Source organism: Rathayibacter caricis DSM 15933, assembly GCF_003044275.1.
Classification (GTDB): domain Bacteria; phylum Actinomycetota; class Actinomycetes; order Actinomycetales; family Microbacteriaceae; genus Rathayibacter; species Rathayibacter caricis.
Window position 1 is genome coordinate 2076598 of the sequence record NZ_PZPL01000001.1, and the last position, 19358, is coordinate 2095955.

Consider the following 19358-nt stretch of genomic DNA (forward strand, 5'->3'; position numbering starts at 1 on the left):
AGCGATGACCGCTCCCACGATCACCCGAGCACCGGACGGCTCCGTCTCGTCGAACCGCTCGAGCCGCCCCGCCGCCCGCCGCTCCGGCCGCTCCGGCTGGCGCTCGCGGGTCGGCATCCCCTACGCGATGCTCGCCCCCGGCATCGTGCTCTTCGTCGCCTTCATGGCGGCGCCCATCGTCTACACGCTCTTCCTCAGCTTCCAGAAGCGCCAGGTGACCGGCCTGGGCCTGGGCTCGGGAGCGCAGACGCAGGTCTTCGCCGGCGTCGAGAACTACGTCTCGGCCCTGTCCGACCCCGAGTTCGGCGCGAGCGTCGGCCGGGTCCTGCTCTACGGCCTCATCCTCATCCCGTGCATGCTCGGCCTCGCGCTGCTGTTCGCGCTGCTGCTCGACTCGCAGCGCACCCGCGCGGTCGGCTTCTCGCGGATCTCGATCTTCCTGCCCTACGCGGTGCCCGCCGTGATCAGCTCGCTGCTCTGGGGCTTCCTCTACCTGCCCGCGGTCAGCCCCTTCTACTACGTGTTCGAGCGGCTCGGGTGGGACGCCCCGAGTCTGCTCTCCTCCGGCGCCGTCATTTTCGGCATCGCGAACATCGCGCTCTGGGGCGGCGTCGGCTTCAACATGATCGTCATCTACACCTCCCTGAAGGCGGTGCCGTCGGACATCTACGAGGCGGCCAGGATCGACGGCGCGAGCGAGGTGCAGATCGCCCTGCGCATCAAGATCCCGATCCTCGCGCCGGCCCTGGTGATGACCGCGCTGTTCTCGATGGTCGCGACGCTCCAGGTGTTCGCCGAGCCGACCACCCTGCGCCCGTTGACCAACAGCCTCTCGACGAGCTGGTCCCCGCTCATGCTCGTCTACCGCGACGCGTTCACCCGCGACGACATCTACTCCGCTGCGGCGACCTCCGTCGTGATCGCCCTGGCCACCTTCATCGTCTCCTTCCTCTTCCTCCGGGTCGTGCAGAAGCGAGCCTTCGGACAGGAGGACTGATCCATGACCGCTCTCGCCCCCCGCCTCGGCACCGCCGCTCCCTCGCGGCGCCCGTCCCACTCGCCCCTCGCCCGTCGCGAGCGGCCGAGCATCCTCTCGACCGGGATCCTCCTGGTCGGCGCGGTCTACTGCCTCTTCCCCGTCTTCTGGGTGCTGATGGCGTCCACGAAGGACGGCGGCGAGCTGTTCTCGACGTTCACCCTCGCCCCCAGCACGCACCTCGTCGACAACATCGTCGCGCTGACCTCGTACCGTGACGGGCTCTTCTGGCGCTGGATGCTGAACACCGCGCTCTACGCGGGGCTCGGCGCGATCGCCTCGACCTGGATCTCGGCGCTCTCGGGCTACGTGCTCGCGAAGTTCGAGTTCCCGGGCAAGAAGGTCGTCTTCAACGTCCTGCTGATGGGCGTGCTCGTCCCGGGCGTGATCCTCGCCATCCCGCAGTACTTCCTGCTCGCCAACGTGGGCCTGACCAACACCTTCTGGGGAGTGCTGCTCCCGCAGATCATCAGCCCCTACGGCATCTACCTGGCCCGGATCTACGCCGCGGCGGCCGTGCCGACCGACGTGATCGAGGCGGCCCGGACCGAGGGCGCGAGGGAGATGTACATCTTCACCCGCATCGCGACGCCGATGCTGCTCCCGGGACTGGTGACGATCTTCCTCTTCCAGTTCGTCGCGATCTGGAACAACTTCATGCTGCCGTACATCATGCTCGGCAACGACGAGCTGTTCCCCCTCACCGTGGGTCTGAACGGCCTGCTGAACCAGGGTGCGTCGGCGCCCTCGCTGTACACGCTGGTGATCACAGGAGCCCTGCTCTCGGTCATCCCGCTGATCGCGATCTTCCTGGTCCTGCAGCGGTTCTGGAAGGTCGATCTCGCCGCCGGCGCGGTGAAGGCGTGATCTCCGGCGAGCCGCGGGCGGCGGACGGCCCGAGCCCTAAGCTGGCCGGGTGACCACCGCCTCCGGCCGCCAGAGACCGACGATCGAGCACGTCGCGCTGGAGGCGGGAGTCTCCCGCGGCACCGTCTCGCGCGTCCTCAACGGCGGCAAGTGGGTCAGTCCGGATGCGAAGACCGCCGTCGAGACGGCGATCAAGAAGACCGGCTACCGGGTGAACCCCCACGCCCGCAGCCTCGCGACGAACCGCACGAACTCGGTGGCGTTCCTCCTGACCGAGGAGCACCAGCTGCTGTTCGAGGACCCGAACTTCTCGACGCTGCTGACCGGCACCGCCGCGGCGCTCGCCGACCGCGACGTCTCGCTCGTGCTGATCATGGCGGGCAACGTGTCCGAGCAGAAGCGGGCTCTCGCCTACCTCGGCGCGGGGCACGTCGACGGCGTGCTGCTCGTCTCGGCGCACGGCGGCCAGGGGCTGCTGCGCGAGATCCAGGACCTCGCGGTCCCGGCGATCGCGTGCGGCATCCCGCTGGGCTACGAGAAGCGGATGGGCTACGTCGCCGCGGACGACGAGGAGGGCGCGCGCGAGATGGTCGCGTACCTCCGCTCCCGAGGGCGCACGCGCGTCGCCACGATCGCCGGCCCGCCCGACATGCCGGGCGGCCTCGTGCGCCTGGCCGGCTACCGCCGCGAGCTGGGCGAGGAGTACGACGAGGGCCTCGTCCGCTACGGCGACTACAGCCGGGCGAGCGGCGACCGCGCGATGACGGAGCTCCTCCGCGACCGCCCCGACGTCGACGCCGTCTTCGCGGCGAACGACCGGATGGCGGCCGGAGCGATCGACGCGCTGCTGCGCTCCGGCAGGCGGGTGCCGGAGGACGTCGCCGTGGGCGGCTTCGACGACTCGAGCGTCGCGGTGTCGACCGAGCCCGCGCTGACCACGATGCGCCAGCCGTTCGGCCGCATCAGCGCCGAGATGGTCCGGCTGCTGCTGCAGAGCATCGCGGGGGAGAAGCCCGCCGCGATCATCCTGCCCACCGAACTGATCGAGCGCGCGTCCGCCTGACGGGGACGCGCGCTCGAGGGCCGTGCGGGAAGCTCTAGGAGGCGCGCAGCAGCTCGGCCTCCTGGGCGAGGCGGTACGTCACGAACGAGCGGCTGTAGCTGCTCCGCTTGCCGCCGCGGGTCTCGGCGATGACGACCTGGGCGTACACGCCGACGACCGACCAGCGCTCGTAGTCGCCGATCGCTCCGGTGCCGAAGACGGCGCCGAGGGCGACGGGGGCGGGGGTGTAGCTCTTCATGCGCGGCTCCTTCGAACGGGGTCGAGCGGCGGGGGCCACCGCCCGGGCGGTGTCGTCCGTCGGGCTGCGACCGGAAGGTGCCTCCCATCAGGAGGAACGTGCTCGGTGCGCCCCGCCGGGGTGACGTCTCGTGTCCCCAAAATTACGGCACCGGCCCTGCCGATCTGGCCCTCCGATGAGGGGTGCCGCGGCGGAGAGATCCTCGTCTGTCGCGGATCGACGGTGCGGCGACGATCAGCTCCAGTCACAGAAGTCCGAGGCGATGAACTCGTACAGCTCGCCGCGCACGTCGTCGCTCACGCCGATCGGCACGACGCCCTCGGCGCCGCCCTCCAGAGCGACGACGACCGGGAAGAAGGTGCCGCGCTTGTCCTCGGCGACGGTGTGGGTGCTGCAGTTCACGGGCACGATCGCGAGATCCAGCACGAGCGGGTCCGAGTCGGCGTCGAGTCGCGCGTCCACCGGCCACACGTCACCGGAAGCGGGACGGAGCAGGATCGTGCCGCGCACCTCCGGGATCCGCACCGTGCCGGGGGCCCCCGTCGGAGTCAGCGTCAGGGCGAGGTGCGCGACGGGCCCGCCGGGTTCCTGCGTGACGGTCACCTCGTCGGCGGCCTCGATCGTCACCACCTCGGCGAGCCGCTGGGCGAGGCAGTCCTCGTCGTGCACCCGGGCGAGGGTGCCGAACGGGTCCTCGGGCTCGACGACGGCGGTCCCCGAGGCGTCCGCGGTCGTCCAGGCGAGCCGGATGCGGCCCTCGGAGTCGTCGCCGGCGCAGTCCGGCTCGGGCAGCTGGAGGCGCAGAGCCGTGGTCGTGCCGGCCCGCACGCGGGTGGGCCGCGGCGTCCAGGCGGGATCGACGAAGGCGGGGGAGTCCAGTCGCGCCTCCCAGACCTCCAGCGCCTCGTCGCCGTCGTTGGCCACGAGCACCTCGAGCCGTCTCGGGCCGTAGTCGTCCCGGTTCTGGCGGATGCTCACCGAGACGCCGTCGGGCAGTGCGGAGGTGGGAGCGGGTTCGCATCCCGTGAGCAGCGTCGCGAGCAGCGCGGTCGTCACGGCCGCGGCGGTGCGTCTCATCCGGTGCCTCCTCACAGGGGGGCGACGAGGGCCCGCCGCCACCTCGCGGCGGACGACGGGCCCTCGGCTGGGCGGAGGCGTCAGCCTCCGACGGTCGGCGTGCTCGTGGTGACCTCGTTGGTCGTCGCGAGCGTGCCCAGGTAGAGCTCGATCACCTTGGGGTCGTTCATGAGCTCGCGTCCCGCGCCCTCGTAGGCGTCGCGGCCCTGATCGAGCACGTAGCCGCGGTCGCAGATCTGCAGCGCCCGGCGCGCGTTCTGCTCGACGATCATGATCGAGACGCCCGCGCGGTTGATCCTCTGGACGTTCACGAACGTCTCGTCCTGGCGCATCGGCGACAGCCCTGCGCTCGGCTCGTCCAGGAGCAGCATCGACGGGTCCATCATCAGAGCCCGCGACATCGCCACCATCTGGCGCTCACCGCCCGAGAGCGATCCCGAGCGTTGCTTCAGGCGCTTGGACAGCTCCGGGAACAGCTCCGTGACGAACTCGAGGCGCTGTCGGTACATCTTCGGCTTCTGGTACATGCCCATCTCGAGGTTCTCCTCGATGGTGAGCGACGGGAAGACGTTGTTGTTCTGCGGCACGAAGCCGACGCCCTTCGAGACGAGCTTGTCGGCCTTCATGCCGGTGATGTCCTCGCCGTTGAGCAGCACCGTGCCCTGGCGGATGTTCACCAGCCCGAACATCGCCTTCAGGAGCGTCGACTTGCCCGCGCCGTTGGGGCCGATGATGCCGACCAGCTCGCCCTTCTTCACGTAGACGTTCGAGCCGTTGAGGATGTTGACTCCCGGCACGTACCCCGCGTGGAGGTCGTGCGTCTCGAGGGTGTTGCCGGTCACTTGTCGTCCTTTCCGAAGTCGACGGCGGGCGCGTCCGTGGTGGGCGCGACGCTCGTCGGAGCGACGTCCGCGACGTCCGCGGCGTGCGCGGTGGTGGCGGAGCCGGTGGCCGGGGCTGCGGCGGGAAGGGTGGGCGGTACGAGACCGGCCTCCTCCGCCTGCTTCTCGACGTCCTCGCGGACGAGGTCCGACTCCATCTCCTCCGCGATCACGAGCTGGCCCTCGACGGTGCCGAGGTCGGTGTCGTGGTGGGCGCCGAGGTAGGCGTCGATGACGGCCGGATCGTTCATCACGGTGGAGGGCGGACCCTCCGCGACGACCTTGCCCTCGGCCATCACGATCACCCAGTCGGCGATCGTGTTGACCATGTGCATGTCGTGCTCGACGAAGAGGACGGTCATGCCCTCGTCCTTCAGGTTCACGATGTGCCCCAGGAGCGACTGGGTCAGCGCCGGGTTCACGCCCGCCATCGGCTCGTCGAGCATGACCAGCTCGGGCTCGGACATGAGCGCCCGCGCCATCTCGAGGAGCTTCTTCTGACCGCCCGAGAGGCTCGACGCGTAGTCGTCCTTCTTGGTGTCCAGCTTGAACTTCTCGAGCAGGCTGATCGCGCGCGCCTCGATCGTGTCCTCCTCCTTCGACCACAGCGGCCGGATGAGCGACGTGAAGATGTTCTCGCCCTTCTGCCCCTTGGCCCCGAGGAGCATGTTCTCGAGCACCGTCATGCCGCCGAGGGCCTTGGTGAGCTGGAAGGTGCGCACCATGCCCATCCGCGACACCCGGTACGCGGGGACGTTCGCGAGGTTCTTGCCCTTGAAGTTCCAGCGCCCGGTGTTCGGCTTGTCGAAGCCCGTCAGCAGGTTGAAGAACGTGGTCTTGCCGGCTCCGTTGGGGCCGATCAGGGCGGTGATGGATCCGCGGGGGATCTCGACGTGCGCGACGTCGACCGCGGTCAGGCCGCCGAAGCGCCGGCTGACGCTGTCGGCGACCAGGATGGGGTCCTTCTTCTTGACCCCGGGGACGATGGTGTCCTCGGTGATGTCCGAGACCGGCGTTTTAGGCAAAGTGCAGATCCTTCTTCTTGCCGAAGATCCCCTGTGGTCGGAAGATCACCAGGAGCATGAGCGCGACCCCCACCACGATGAACCGGATGGGTCCGGTCTGCACCGTCGTGAGGCGGATGATGTCGTTGCTGAGGACACCGGTGTCGATCCCCAGGGTGAGCAGTCCGTCGGTGAGACCGAGGACGACCCAGAAGATGATCGACCCGGCCACGGGCCCGAACACCGTTGCGGCGCCGCCCAGCAGCATGATCGTGTAGAGGAAGAACGTCAGCTGGGTGCCGTAGTTGTCGGGCTGCAGCGAGCGGGGCAGGATGAACAGCGCTCCGGCCAGGCCGCCCAGCACGCCGCCGAGGACCAGCGCCTGGATCTTGTACGAGAAGACGTTCTTGCCGAGCGAGCGCACGGCGTCCTCGTCCTCGCGGATGCCCTTGATGACACGGCCCCAGGGGCTGCGCATCAGGAGGAAGACGAGGAGGCAGGCCAGGCCCACGAGGCCCCAGCCCACGATGCGCACCCACCACTGGTCCTGGTTGTAGGTCAGGATCCCGATGCCCCAGCGCCCCTCCGGGAGCGGGTTGAGGTCGTTGAAGGCGCGGGCGGCGCCGTTGATGCCCTCCGAGCCTCCGGTGATCGCCGAGAACTCGGGCGTCTTGACCGAGAGCCGGATGATCTCGGCCGCGGCGATCGTCACGATCGACAGGTAGTCGGCGCGCAGTCGCAGTGTCGGGATGCCCAGGATCAGGGCGAAGACGGTCGCCGCGACGATGGTCGCGAGGAACGAGCCCCAGACGGGCCACTCGAACTTGACCGACGTGATGGCGAAGGCGTACCCGCCCACCGCCATGAAGCCGGCCTGTCCGAAGTTGAGGAGGCCGGTGAATCCGAAGTGGATGACCAGGCCGACCGTCGCGAGGGCGTACGCCGCGACGGTGGGATCGACGATCTGCCCGATCGCCAGCCAGATGAAGTTGAGGTTCATGGTGTCCTAGCCGATCCGTTCCTTGCGGCCCAGGATTCCCTGCGGCCTGACCAGGAGGATGATGATCATGAGGATGAGCGGAGCCACGTACTTGAGGTTCTCCGGGATCCACACGGTCGAGATGTTCATCATGAGTCCGATGATGAGCGAGCCGACCAGCGCGCCGTAGGCGGAGCCGAGGCCTCCCAGCGTGATCGCCGCGAAGATCAGCAGCAGGATCGACGCTCCGGTGTCCCAGCGCAGCGACTGGTAGTAGCCGATGTAGACGCCGGCGAGAGCCGCCAGCGCGCCCGAGAGCACCCAGACCACGCGGATGACGCGCTCGACGTTGATGCCGGAGGCGGAGGCGAGGGCCCGGTTGTCGGACACCGCGCGCATCGCCTTGCCGATCTTGGTCTTCGTCAGAACGAGGGCGACTCCGACGATGCAGATGATGCCGACGACGGCGCCGACGATGTCGGTGAACTTCAGGCTGATCCCGAGCGCCTCGACCGTGAAGAACGGCGCGGTGCTGTTGGGGAGGGAGAGGCGGTCGGCTCCGAAGAAGAAGACGTAGACGTAGCGCAGGGCCAGCGAGAGGCCGATCGTGACGATCATCAGCGGGATGAGCTGAATGCCCTTCTTCCGCAGCGGCTTCCAGAGCAGTCCGTCCTGCACGTAGCCGAACGCCCCGCCCAGGATCACCGCGATCGGGATCGCCACCAGCGCCGGGAGGCCGAAGACCCCGGAGAAGAGGTACGCCGTCAGCGCGCCGAACGTGACGAGCTCGCCGTGCGCGAAGTTGTTCAGTCCGGTGACGCCGTAGATCAGTGAGGCTCCGATCGCCGCCAGGGCGATCAGGAGGCCGAAGATCAGACCGGTGACGACCTTGGGCCAGAAGGTGATCCAGAAGGTGTCGGCCGAGACCGGCGGGGTCGTCGTGCTCGAGGTGCCGTCGGGGTTCGTCGCCGTGTTGCCGGTCGTGCCCTCGGTCGCCGGGGAGGTCGGACCCGCGGAGTCCGTGGGGACGGGGGCCGTCGCTCCGGTGCCGATCGGGTTCGCCGTCGAGACGATGAAGTTCACGATCTGGTTCTGCGAGCCGACGATCGTCACCTCCTTCGGGTTCTGACCCGCGGCGGGGTAGCCCTTGTCGGCGGGGAGGGTGGCCTCGTCGACGGTGATGGTGAAGGTGCCGGGCTCGTCGAGCGGGAAGACCGCGCGGCCGTCCGCGCCGGTGGTGAGCGTCGCGGAGGAGTCGCCCTCGATCGCGATCGAGACGCCGGCGAGGTTCTCGTTGGTGCCCTGGACGCGGACCCAGGCGATGATCGACTGGTCGGCGGTGGTCGCGGCCGTCGCGGCGGGAGCCGCTGCCGCGAGACCGGTCAGGGTCGCGGCGAGCAGGCCGACGGCCAGGAGTCGGCGGCGGAGTGCGCCGAACCGGGGGCCTGTGCGCGACGGCCGTGCGCGGGAGGGGCTAGCTGTCGCCACGGGGCGCCTCCCTGTCCGTCGGGTGCGGGGTCGTCGAGCGCTTGTGGCGCGTCGACCGGGGAGCTGTGAGCAAGACGTTTACCTCTCGTCAGGGTGCACAGACGGAAACTGACTCCGGGCACGCCCGAACAGCCGTCGTCAAACAACGTTGGTTGACCATACGTTCCGCATGTGTCGGCGGTGTTTCACCGGCGGCACATCCGCGTGACCACATTATGCGGGGCGGAGAGCGCTCCAGCGGACTCGAACGGGTGACAGAGTCGGCGGCGGCGCCTCCCGGACGGGCGACAGGGCCCCGAGGGGCAGGAATAGAGGAGCGCCTCCGACGCTTAAGATCGAGTATCCGGGGGCTCCCGGACCGGATGCCCCACCTCACGCCGGGCACCCGCTGTCGACCTGTTAGGGGCATTGATGGACCAGCCGGATCCCTTCGGATTCCTCGGACTCACCTACGACGACGTCATGCTCCTGCCGGGGCACACCGACGTCATCCCGAGCGAGGCCGACACGACCTCCCGGCTCACCAAGCGCATCACCGTCGCGACGCCGCTCCTCTCGGCCGCCATGGACACGGTGACCGAGGCGCGGATGGCGATCGCCATGGCCCGCCAGGGCGGCCTGGGCGTCCTGCACCGCAACCTCTCCATCGCCGACCAGGCCGACCAGGTCGACCGCGTCAAGCGCAGCGAGTCGGGCATGGTCTCCAACCCCGTCACCACGACCCCCGACGCCACCGTCGCGCAGGTCGACGAGCTGTGCGGGCAGTACCGGATCAGCGGCCTCCCCGTCGTCGACTCCACCGGGGTCCTCGTCGGCATCATCACCAACCGCGACATGCGGTTCGTCTCGCCGTTCGAGAAGGCCTCGACCCTCGTCCGCGACGTCATGACCAGCTCCGGCCTCATCACCGGCCGCGTCGGCATCCCCGACAGCGAGGTCATCGCGCTCTTCGCCCAGCACAAGATCGAGAAGCTGCCGCTGGTCGACGAGCAGGGCAAGCTCGCCGGGCTCATCACCGTCAAGGACTTCGACAAGTCCGAGCAGTACCCCAACGCCACCAAGGACGGCGAGGGGCGCCTGCGCGTCGGCGCCGCGATCGGCTTCTTCGGCGACGCCTGGCAGCGCGCGACCGCGCTCCTCGAGGCCGGAGTCGACGTCATCGTCGTCGACACCGCCAACGGCGACTCCGCCGGAGTCCTCGACATCATCCGCCGCCTCAAGTCCGACTCGGCCTTCGCCGGAGTCGACGTCATCGGCGGCAACGTCGCCACCCGCTCCGGCGCCCAGGCGCTCGTCGACGCGGGCGCCGACGCCATCAAGGTCGGAGTCGGCCCCGGCTCCATCTGCACCACCCGCGTCGTCGCCGGCGTCGGCGTGCCCCAGGTCACCGCCGTCTACGAGGCCTCCCTCGCCGCCCGCGGATCCGGCGTGCCCGTGATCGCCGACGGCGGCCTGCAGTACTCGGGCGACATCGCCAAGGCCCTCGTCGCCGGCGCCGACACCGTCATGCTCGGCTCGCTGCTCGCCGGCTGCGAGGAGAGCCCCGGCGACCTCGTCTTCCAGAACGGCAAGCAGTTCAAGACCTACCGCGGCATGGGGTCGCTCGGAGCGCTGCAGACCCGCGGGGAGCGCACCTCCTACTCCAAGGACCGCTACTTCCAGTCCGACGTCCCCACCGACGACAAGCTCATCGCCGAGGGCATCGAGGGCCAGGTGCCCTACCGCGGCCCCCTCGCGAACGTGGCCTACCAGCTCGCCGGCGGACTCCGGCAGTCGATGTTCTACGTCGGCGCGCGCACCATCACCGAGCTCAAGGAACGCGGGAAGTTCGTGCGGATCACGGCGGCGGGGCTGAAGGAATCGCATCCGCACGATGTTCAGATGGTGGTGGAGGCGCCGAACTACCGGCGCTGAGTGCTGCTGGTGGGGTGGGTCGGCGTCGGATCGCGATGGCGACCCCTCTGCCCGATGGGCCTGCGGCCCATACGCCCACCACACCGGAGGGGCCGCCATCCCGATCCGCCGCCGACCCCGTCCCGGGAGTCGGCGGCGGTTCTGCGTGAGGCGGAACGCGCGGCGCAGCGCGAGCGGCGCGGGGCGCCGCCGCGGCTGCGCCGGGAGGAGTGGCAGCGCGAGCGGGCTGTGCCCGCCGCGGCTGCGCCGGGGGAGGTGGGGCAGCGCGGGCGGGCGGGGCCCGCCGCGGCTGCGGACTCAGGGGGTGAGGGGGGCTTGCAGGATCAGGGCGGTGCCGAAGGCGGCGATGAGGGAGTGGCCGACGAGGGGGAGGGCCGTGCGGAGGAGAGGGCCGGCGGTACGGCGCAGGAGGGCGCCGATCGCGGTGAGGGCCGTGTTCCAGGCGAAGGAGGCGGTGGCGGCCGAGAGGGCGAAGGCGGCGGTCGTGGGGGTTGAGGTGGTCACGAGTGCGGGGTGGCCGGTGATCGTGGCGAGGAAGTAGAGCAGGGTCGCCGGGTTGACGGCGGTCAGGGCGGCGAAGAGGGCGAAGCGGCGCGGGCCGAGGGGCGCGGTGGCGACTCGGGGAGAGCGGTGCAGGTGCAGGAGGAGTCCGCGGGCGCCGAGGGTGATCAGGAGGAGGCCGCCGGCGATCGAGGGCCAGGGGCTCAGGACGGTCAGGGCGGGGGCGAGCGCCGCGCCGACGGTGAGCGCCACGAGGCAGTAGGCGAGATCGACGGTGGCGACGGCCGCGGCGGCGGGGAGCGCGGCGCGGACGCCGCGCTCGGCTCCCTCCGTCACGAGGAGCACGCCGATCGCGCCGAGAGGCACGGCCAGGCCGAGCCCGACGAGCGCGCCCGTCAGGGCGGCGGTGAGGAGGTCCATGGGGAGAGCATCGGAGCCCGCCGCGACCGCGGTCGCCGATCGTGCCGTCGCACGGCACACTGGGCGGCATGGACGCCCTCGACGAGACGATCATCGGTGCACTGCAGACGAATGCGCGGGCGTCGTTCGCCTCGATCGGCCGCGAGGTGGGGCTGAGCACGAACGCCGTCGCCGCTCGCGTGCGCCGACTCGAAGCGGCGGGGGTGATCCTCGGCTACCGCGTCCTGCTCTCGGCCGACGCGCCGGACTTGGGGACGGGGCTGGAGGCGTTCATCGACGTCCGGCTCGCGGCCGACGCGGACTCGGAGGCCTTCCTCGCCTGGACCGCGACGGTGGCGGCGGTCCACGACGCCGTCCACGTGACGGGTCCGTTCGACTACCTGCTCCGGGTCCGCTTCGCCGACACCGCCGCTCTCGACCGGCTCCTCCGCCGCCTGAAGAGCGAGGCCGGCGCCGCTCAGACCTCGACCCGCCTCGCGCTCGGGCGCTGACGTCGGCGCCGTCGGGGAGGAGCGCGCCCGGCTAAAGTGGCACGGTGACTGAGATCGAGATCGGCCGCGCCAAGCGCGCTCGCCGCGCGTACGCCTTCGACGACATCGCGGTCGTGCCCAGCCGCCGCACCCGCGATCCCGAGGTGGTCTCGGTCGACTGGACGATCGACGCGTACCGGTTCAGGACGCCGATCCTCGCGGCTCCGATGGACTCGGTGGTGTCGCCGGCGACGGCGATCACGCTCGGACGTCTCGGCGCGCTCGGAGTGCTCGACCTCGAGGGTCTGTGGACCCGTTACGAGGACCCGGAGCCGCTCCTCGCCGAGATTCGCGAGCTGCCCGCCGAGCGGGCGACCGAGCGCATGCAGGAGATCTACTCCGAGCCGATCAAGCCCGAGCTGGTGACCGCGCGCCTGGCCGAGATCCGCGCCGCGGGCGTCACGGTCGCCGGAGCGCTCTCGCCGCAGCGCACCGCCGAGCTGTACCAGACCGTCGTCGATGCGGGCGTCGACCTGTTCGTCATCCGCGGCACCACCGTCTCGGCCGAGCACGTCTCGCGCGGCACCGAGCCGCTGAACCTCAAGAAGTTCATCTACGAGCTCGACGTCCCCGTCATCGTGGGAGGCGCCTCCACCTACACCGCGGCGCTGCACCTCATGCGCACCGGGGCCGCGGGCGTGCTCGTCGGCTTCGGCGGGGGAGCGGCGTCGACGACGCGCGCGACCCTCGGCATCCAGGCGCCCATGGCGACCGCCGTGGCCGATGTGGCCGGCGCTCGCCGCGACTACCTCGACGAGTCGGGCGGACGCTACGTGCACGTGATCGCGGACGGCGGACTCGGCACCTCCGGCGACATCGTGAAGGCCGCGGCGGTCGGCGCCGACGCCGTCATGCTCGGCTCCGCGCTCGCCCGCGCGACCGACGCCCCGGGCGGCGGCTGGCACTGGGGCCAGGAGGCGCACCACCCGCAGCTGCCGCGCGGCCGCCGCGTGCAGGTCGGCACGGTCGGCACCCTCGAGCAGGTCCTCTACGGCCCCGCGACCGGCGCCGACGGCACCGCGAACCTCATCGGCGCGCTCCGCCGCTCCATGGCGACCACCGGCTACTCGGACCTCAAGGAGTTCCAGCGCGTCGAGGTCGTCGTCGCCCCCTACCAGCCCAGCTGACCCTCGGCCCGTCGCGCGAGGGAACCCCGGACGGTCGAGGGAGCCCGCACCGGCTGGTTCCCTCGACGGTCCGGGGTTCCCTCGATACGCCTGACACCGGCACGGGCCAGGCGGACGAGCAGGGGCCGGGTGTCGTAGGCGTCGCGCCAGGACCAGCGGGCGAAGCCGCGCACGCACGACCGGAGGCGATCCTCCCGACGCTTCTCGGCGAGGAGCACCTCCTCGGGCGTGCGGCCGAGGAGGAACGCCGGGTCGGCGTACTTGTGATCGCCGTCCGCTTCACCGACCACAGCCGCGTCCTCGAAGAAGAAGTCCACCACTCCGGCCCGCCCTCCGAGGTCGTGGATCGGATGCTGCAGCACCGGCGCCGGCAGCCCGCCCACGTGCATCGCCACGCGGCTGATCGACTCGAGCGGTGTCTCCGAGGCGGGGTCCGCGAACGCGATGACGGCGGCGCTCGCCGTCCGGCCGCGCGAGCCGGGCGGCAGGTCGGCGTGCCGCTCGAGCAGCTCCTCGCGCCGGAGAAGGGGACGGCCGTCGTCGTCGACCAGACGCAGGGCGTGGTCGGCGGCGACGACGGCGCGACGGAAGGACGAGAACCGAGCGAGGTCGAACACGGTCTGGGCGAGGTCCGAGACGGCGAGGCCGTCGACCATCGCGAGCGTCGGGAAGCGCGCGCTGCGGTGCTCCGCCACGCCGTTCCGAGTGCGGCTGCCGACATCTGTGGCTCCCTCGACGTGGACGGTCGTGGTGAGCGGCTCGACCAGGGGGAGCCCCCAGATCGCGGCGGCCGACTCGCGGAGGAAGAAGGGCGACGACCACGTCGCCGCGATCGCGTCGATGCGCGCCCGCTGCCTCTCGTCGACCGAGGCCCGAGTCCAGGCTTCCGCTCGCACGTAGACGCCCCTGCGCAGCCGGACGAACTCGTCCGACCGTCCGCACGCTCCGTCCCGGAGTAGCTCCACCGCACTCATCCGCCCACCCTGGCCCACTGCATCACCCCGTGGTCCCCTTCTGCACCACCCTGTGGAAACCCGGCCGGCCCCTGTGGACAGTGAGGGAACCCCGGACCGTCGAGGGGGCCCGGAAGAGCTGGCTCCCTCGACGGTCCGGGGTTCCCTCAGCGGCCAGACGGCGTCCGGCGTTTCCCCGGGGGCGAACGGAGGGAGGGAGGGGAGCGGGCGCGCCTAAACTGGAGGCATCCCGAGTCAGGAGCGCCGCAGGGCGCGGATGGAGCACGCATGGTCGAGGTCCGCAGGGTCAAGCTGCCCGGTGTCGGAGTGCTGCACACGTTCCTCACCGCCGACGGCGGCAAGGTCGGCGTCATCGCGCACCGCTCCGGCCACAGCGACCTCATCACGTTCGCCGAGGGCGACCAGGACGGCGCGAAGGTCTCCCTCCGCCTGAGCGACGACGAGGCGCACACCCTCGCCGAGCTGCTCGGCGGCACGCAGATCACCGAGTCGCTCACCGCGCTGGATCAGATCCCCGGCCTCTCGATCGACTGGTTCACCGTCGACTACGACGACCACATCGCCGGGCAGCAGCTCGGCAAGCCCGCCGACCGTGGCATCGTCGGACTGACGGTCGTCGCCGTCGTGCGCGGGGACGCCGCGAACCCGGCGCCCGCACCCGACTTCCGCGTCTTCCCGGGCGACACCCTGGTGGTCGCCGGCAGCCCCGAGAAGGTCGCCAAGGCGTTCGCCTTCTTCCGCACGGGAGCGTTCCACAAGACGGCCGACGCGCCCGGAGCCTGAGGATGCACCACGGTGAAGACCTCATCGTCCTCGGGATCCTGTTCGTCGTCGCCTACGTGCTCGGCCGTCTCGGCCGGACGATCGGCCTCCCGGCGATCCCCATCTACATGGTCGTGGGGCTCCTCGCGAGCCCGAACTTCCACTGGTTCCCCCTCGATTTCGAGTCCACCTACATCGAGCTGACGGCCGTCTTCGGCCTGATCCTGCTGCTGTTCAACCTGGGCCTGGAGTTCGATCAGGACGAGTTCTTCGGCAACGCCGGGCGCCTGATCCTGTCGGGCGGCAGCTACATCGGCGTGAACATGGCCGTGGGCCTGGGCTTCGGCTTCCTGCTGGGCTGGGGGAGCCAGGAGGCGCTCATCGTCGCCGGCATCACGGCGACGAGCTCGAGCGCGATCGTGACCAAGCTCCTGATCGAGCTGAAGCGCCTGGCCAACCCCGAGACTCCGATGATCCTCGGGGTCACCGTGGTCGAGGACATCTTCATCGCGATCTACCTGGCCATCGTCTCGGTGGTGCTCTCGGGCGAGACCGAGCCGTGGCCCGTGATCCTGAAGCTGCTCATCGCGTTCGCGTTCCTGGTCGTCATGTTCTCGATCGCTCGCTGGGGCGGCCGCGTGGTGTCCCGCCTGTTCCGCACCCGCGACGACGAGCTCTTCACGATCCTGTTCTTCGGTCTGGCGCTGCTGTTCGGCGGCATCGGCGAGGTCCTCGGAGTGACGGACGCGATCGGCGCGTTCCTCATCGGCCTCGTGATCGGCGCCACCCGCTACCGCGCCCGGGTCGAGCACATCGCCATCCCGCTCCGCGACGTGTTCGGGGCCTTCTTCTTCGTGAACTTCGGCCTGGGCCTGGACCCGAGCGCGTTCCCGGAGGTGGTCCTCCCCGTCCTCGCGGCGGCCGTCATGACCATCGTCCTCAACCTCGGAGCGGGCCAGTTCGTGGCCTGGCTCAACAAGCTCGGGCCGCGGGCGGGACTGAATGCGGCGTTCATCCTGCACAACCGCGGCGAGTTCGCGCTGATCCTCGCGACCCTCTCGCTGTCGGCCGGGCTCGACGACCGGATCCAGCCGTTCGCGGGTCTGTACGTGCTGATCATGGCGATCGTCGGTCCGATCCTGGCGTCGCGGTCCGAGAGCATCGGGCAGTTCCTGTCGGAGCGGCGCCGCCGGCCGTCCCGAGCGCCGGCGAAGCGCGGTGCGCTCGAGGAGGAGGAGTTCGCGCTGGTCGAGGCGGCGATGGCCGATACTCCGGAGGCGACCCGGACCGGGCCGACGCGGACGGAACCCGCGCGGACCGACCCCGAGTCCGTCGACGCCCCGCCCCGGCGGGAGCCCGAGCACGACGAGCTCGACGACGAGTTCCCCGACCCGATGCGCCAGGCGCTGATCGATCAGGCGATGCAGCAGTCGGACGGCGCGGAGGACCGGCGCCCGCGCCGACCCGTCGAGCCCGACTACTGATCCCGGGGAGCTCCCACGCTCACCGGTTAGGCTCGTCGGGTCCACCGGCGGCCCCGCTGGGCTGCCGTGACCCCGCACGAACGAGGAGCGCATGACGCAGAGCACCGTCTGGCAGTTCGCCCGGCGCCCGCGCTGGATCGGCGCGCTGGTGCTCGCCCTCGTGATCGCCGGTCTCTTCGCCGCCCTCGGCCAGTGGCAGGTCGGTCGCGCGATCGACGCCGCCGAGCCCGACGGAGGCGCGTCGGAGACGATCGTCCCGCTCGACGCCGCAGCCGCTCCCTCCGCCCCCGTCACGGCGACGGCCGACGGCCAGCGGGTCGAGGCCGCGTCGGCGCTCGTCCCCGGCGGCGCCGAGGTGATCGGCGGGCGCCTGAACGCCGGCGAGCCCGGCTGGTGGGTCTTCGCCCGGACCCGCACGAGCACCGCCGACCTCGTCGTCGCCTACGGCTGGACGGCCGACGAGGGCGAGGCGCGCGCGGTCGCCGAGCGCCTGAACTCCGGCGAGGACGTGCCTCCGGCGTCCTACACGGGCCGGCTGGTCGCCAACGAGGCGGCCGAGGCGCCGGAGGAGGATGTGGATCCGCAGACCCTCACCGCGCTCTCGATCCCCGCGCTGATCAACCGCTGGCCCGACCCTCCGGCCGACGTCTACCAGGGCTACATCGTCGTGGACGAGCCGCTCGAAGGCCTCGAGGCCATCGACTCGCCCGCCCGCCAGCAGGACCTCTCGCTGAACTGGCTCAACGTGTTCTACGCGATCGAGTGGGTCGTCTTCGCCGGCTTCGCGCTCTACCTCTGGTACCGCCTCGTCCGCGACGCCTGGGAGCGCGAGGTCGAGGAGGCGCTCGACGCGGAGCAGTCGGCCCGCGCCCCCGCCCCCTCCGCCGCACCGTAAACTGGACCCCATGCCCCTCGAGCCCAAGCCCGCGCAGTTCCCTGCGATCCGGAGCGCTCTGCGCTTCTACCAGGTGACCTCGATCATCACGGGCGTGATGCTCCTGCTGCTGTGCGCCGAGATGCTGCTGAAGTACGTGTTCCACCTCGAGCTCTTCGCCTTCGGGCAGCAGGGCGTGCTCAACCTCGCGCCGATGTACGAGGTCCCGGGCGGTGAGTACGAGTCCAGCGGCACGGGAGCGAACCTCTCGACCGGCATCCTGATCGCGCACGGCTGGTTCTACGTCGTCTACCTCTTCGCCGACTTCCGCCTGTGGAGCCTGATGCGCTGGCCCTTCAGCCGCTTCGTGCTCATCGCGCTCGGCGGCGTGATCCCCACCCTCTCCTTCTTCGTCGAGGGGCGCATCGCGCGCGAGGTCGAGCAGTACCTCGCGCGCCGCACCGCCGGCGTCGATCCGAAAGCCCCGACCGACTCCGTGGAGGCCCCCCATTAGCGAGCAGCCCAGCGCCCCTCCGACCCCGCAGCTGGCCTCCCAGCCGGTGCTCGTCGTCGACTTCGGCGCGCAGTACGCGCAGCTGATCGCGCGCCGCGTCCGCGAGGCGAACGTCTACTCCGAGATCGTGCCGTCGAACGTCACCGCGGCCGAGATCGCCGCGAAGTCACCGGTCGGCATCATCCTCTCGGGCGGCCCGTCCAGCGTGTACGAGGAGGGCGCCCCGCAGCTCGACCCCGCGATCTTCGATCTCGGAGTGCCGGTGCTGGGCATCTGCTACGGCTTCCAGGTGATGGCCAAGGCGCTCGGCGGAGAGGTCGCGAACACCGGGCTCCGCGAGTACGGAGCGACCGACGCCGCGATCTCGACCGACGGCGGCGTGCTCCTCGGCGAGCAGCCGGCCGACCAGACGGTCTGGATGAGCCACGGCGACTCGGTCGCGAAGGCGCCCGAGGGCTTCGACGTCCTCGCCTCGACCACCTCCACCCCCGTCGCCGCCTTCGGGAGCGACGCGCGCCGCCTCTACGGCGTGCAGTGGCACCCCGAGGTGAAGCACTCGACCCACGGCCAGGCCGTCATCGAGAACTTCCTGCACCGCGCGGCCGGGATCCCGAACGACTGGAACTCCTCGAACGTCATCGAGGACCAGGTCGCCCTCATCCGCGAGCAGGTCGGCTCGGGCCGCGTCATCTGCGGCCTCTCCGGAGGCGTGGACTCGGCCGTCGCCGCGGCGATCGTGCACCGCGCGGTGGGCGATCAGCTGACCTGCGTCTTCGTCGACCACGGACTCCTGCGCAAGGACGAGCGCCGCCAGGTCGAGGAGGACTACGTCGCCGCGACGGGCGTCCGCCTGGTGACGGTCGACGCGCGCGAGCAGTTCCTCGACGCGCTCGCCGGCGTCAGCGACCCGGAGCAGAAGCGCAAGATCATCGGGCGCGAGTTCATCCGCACCTTCGAGGCGGCCGCCGAGGCGCTCGTCCTCGAGGCGCAGGGCGAGGGTGCGTCGATCGACTTCCTCGTGCAGGGCACGCTCTACCCCGACGTGGTCGAGTCGGGCGGCGGTACGGGCACCGCGAACATCAAGTCGCACCACAACGTCGGCGGACTGCCGGAGGACCTCCAGTTCACGCTGGTCGAGCCGCTGCGCACCCTCTTCAAGGACGAGGTCCGCGCCATCGGCCGCGAGCTCGGCCTGCCCGAGGTCATCGTCGGCCGTCAGCCGTTCCCCGGCCCCGGCCTCGGCATCCGCATCGTCGGCGAGGTCACCCAGGAGCGGCTCGACCTGCTCCAGGAGGCCGACGCCATCGTCCGCGCCGAGCTGACCGCCGCCGGCCTCGACTCCGAGATCTGGCAGTGCCCGGTCGTGCTGCTCGCCGACGTCCGCTCGGTCGGCGTCCAGGGCGACGGCCGCACCTACGGCCACCCGATCGTCCTGCGCCCCGTCTCCTCCGAGGATGCGATGACCGCCGACTGGACGCGCCTGCCGTACGACCTGCTGGCGCGCATCTCGAACCGCATCACCAACGAGGTCGCCGGAGTCAACCGCGTCGTGCTCGACGTCACGTCGAAGCCGCCGGGAACCATCGAATGGGAGTGACGCCTCACGCGTCGCTGTGACCGGACGG

At 70.8% G+C, this 19358-nt stretch carries 19 protein-coding genes; 11 read left to right on the forward strand and 8 right to left on the reverse strand.

The features are described 5' to 3' along the window. Window positions 1-4 precede the first annotated feature (4 nt). From C1I63_RS09635 to C1I63_RS09645, 3 genes are read left to right on the forward strand one after another with little or no spacing between them, the layout of a single operon-like run. Window positions 5-997 (forward strand): carbohydrate ABC transporter permease, encoded by a 993-nt coding sequence (locus tag C1I63_RS09635; protein ID WP_056866526.1) that lies wholly within the window; start codon window positions 5-7, stop codon window positions 995-997. Between the two features lie 3 nt (window positions 998-1000). Beyond that, on the forward strand, window positions 1001-1903 hold the full coding sequence (locus tag C1I63_RS09640; protein ID WP_107574628.1) for a carbohydrate ABC transporter permease: 903 nt from the start codon (window positions 1001-1003) through the stop codon (window positions 1901-1903). A 49-nt stretch (window positions 1904-1952) separates the two neighbouring features. Next, on the forward strand, window positions 1953-2966 hold the full coding sequence (locus tag C1I63_RS09645) for a LacI family DNA-binding transcriptional regulator (protein WP_107574629.1): 1014 nt from the start codon (window positions 1953-1955) through the stop codon (window positions 2964-2966). A gap of 34 nt (window positions 2967-3000) precedes the next feature. Here C1I63_RS09645 and C1I63_RS09650 read toward each other — a convergent pair whose 3' ends face one another. The 6 genes from C1I63_RS09650 to C1I63_RS09675 all read right to left on the reverse strand — a co-directional run bounded on the left by C1I63_RS09650 (window position 3001) and on the right by C1I63_RS09675 (window position 8633). Further along, complete coding sequence (locus tag C1I63_RS09650; RefSeq protein WP_055787429.1) at window positions 3001-3204, reverse strand: hypothetical protein; 204 nt, start codon at window positions 3202-3204, stop codon at window positions 3001-3003. A gap of 234 nt (window positions 3205-3438) precedes the next feature. After that, a complete protein-coding gene (locus C1I63_RS09655; RefSeq protein WP_107574630.1) occupies window positions 3439-4281 on the reverse strand; it encodes a hypothetical protein in 843 nt (280 codons plus the stop codon). An 80-nt stretch (window positions 4282-4361) separates the two neighbouring features. Further along, window positions 4362-5123, reverse strand: coding sequence for an ABC transporter ATP-binding protein (locus C1I63_RS09660; RefSeq protein WP_055787436.1), 762 nt, complete (start codon window positions 5121-5123; stop codon window positions 4362-4364). Next, a complete protein-coding gene (locus C1I63_RS09665) occupies window positions 5120-6196 on the reverse strand; it encodes an ABC transporter ATP-binding protein (protein WP_425326990.1) in 1077 nt (358 codons plus the stop codon). Before C1I63_RS09665 ends, C1I63_RS09660 begins: the two co-directional genes overlap by 4 nt. Continuing rightward, a complete protein-coding gene (locus C1I63_RS09670) occupies window positions 6180-7166 on the reverse strand; it encodes a branched-chain amino acid ABC transporter permease (RefSeq protein WP_055787440.1) in 987 nt (328 codons plus the stop codon). Before C1I63_RS09670 ends, C1I63_RS09665 begins: the two co-directional genes overlap by 17 nt. Before the next feature lie 6 nt (window positions 7167-7172). Then, on the reverse strand, window positions 7173-8633 hold the full coding sequence (locus tag C1I63_RS09675) for an ABC transporter permease subunit (protein WP_244907017.1): 1461 nt from the start codon (window positions 8631-8633) through the stop codon (window positions 7173-7175). A 411-nt stretch (window positions 8634-9044) separates the two neighbouring features. Between C1I63_RS09675 and guaB the strand changes: the two genes are divergently transcribed. Beyond that, the gene (gene guaB, locus C1I63_RS09680; protein WP_107574632.1) at window positions 9045-10547 is read left to right on the forward strand and encodes an IMP dehydrogenase; all 1503 of its coding nucleotides are present in this window, start codon (window positions 9045-9047) and stop codon (window positions 10545-10547) included. Window positions 10548-10844: 297 nt separating this feature from the next. Here guaB and C1I63_RS09685 read toward each other — a convergent pair whose 3' ends face one another. After that, window positions 10845-11468: a LysE family transporter gene (locus C1I63_RS09685; RefSeq protein WP_107574633.1), complete on the reverse strand. Its 624-nt coding sequence runs from the start codon at window positions 11466-11468 to the stop codon at window positions 10845-10847. A 68-nt stretch (window positions 11469-11536) separates the two neighbouring features. Here C1I63_RS09685 and C1I63_RS09690 point away from each other — a divergent pair, with 68 nt between their 5' ends. Together C1I63_RS09690 and C1I63_RS09695 are read left to right on the forward strand one after the other, a co-directional pair. Next, window positions 11537-11959 carry an Lrp/AsnC family transcriptional regulator gene (locus C1I63_RS09690; RefSeq protein ID WP_107574634.1) on the forward strand — a complete coding sequence of 141 codons (423 nt, stop codon included), beginning with the start codon at window positions 11537-11539 and terminating at the stop codon, window positions 11957-11959. Between the two features lie 44 nt (window positions 11960-12003). After that, window positions 12004-13125, forward strand: a complete 1122-nt coding sequence (locus C1I63_RS09695; RefSeq protein WP_107574635.1) for a GuaB3 family IMP dehydrogenase-related protein — start codon at window positions 12004-12006, stop codon at window positions 13123-13125. Here C1I63_RS09695 and C1I63_RS09700 read toward each other — a convergent pair. After that, window positions 13110-14021: a hypothetical protein gene (locus C1I63_RS09700; protein WP_146168427.1), complete on the reverse strand. Its 912-nt coding sequence runs from the start codon at window positions 14019-14021 to the stop codon at window positions 13110-13112. The genes C1I63_RS09695 and C1I63_RS09700 overlap by 16 nt on opposite strands. A gap of 345 nt (window positions 14022-14366) precedes the next feature. Here C1I63_RS09700 and C1I63_RS09705 point away from each other — a divergent pair, with 345 nt between their 5' ends. The 5 genes from C1I63_RS09705 (at window position 14367) to guaA (ending at window position 19330) form a co-directional block, all read left to right on the forward strand. Beyond that, a complete protein-coding gene (locus C1I63_RS09705; protein ID WP_055787452.1) occupies window positions 14367-14882 on the forward strand; it encodes a cation:proton antiporter regulatory subunit in 516 nt (171 codons plus the stop codon). A 2-nt stretch (window positions 14883-14884) separates the two neighbouring features. Next, window positions 14885-16345, forward strand: a complete 1461-nt coding sequence (locus C1I63_RS09710) for a cation:proton antiporter (RefSeq protein WP_107574637.1) — start codon at window positions 14885-14887, stop codon at window positions 16343-16345. A 91-nt stretch (window positions 16346-16436) separates the two neighbouring features. Continuing rightward, complete coding sequence (locus C1I63_RS09715; RefSeq protein WP_107574638.1) at window positions 16437-17240, forward strand: SURF1 family cytochrome oxidase biogenesis protein; 804 nt, start codon at window positions 16437-16439, stop codon at window positions 17238-17240. A gap of 10 nt (window positions 17241-17250) precedes the next feature. Then, a complete protein-coding gene (locus C1I63_RS09720) occupies window positions 17251-17733 on the forward strand; it encodes a DUF3817 domain-containing protein (protein ID WP_107574639.1) in 483 nt (160 codons plus the stop codon). Beyond that, window positions 17729-19330: a glutamine-hydrolyzing GMP synthase gene (gene guaA / locus C1I63_RS09725; protein WP_443721668.1), complete on the forward strand. Its 1602-nt coding sequence runs from the start codon at window positions 17729-17731 to the stop codon at window positions 19328-19330. Before C1I63_RS09720 ends, guaA begins: the two co-directional genes overlap by 5 nt. Window positions 19331-19358 lie beyond the last annotated feature (28 nt).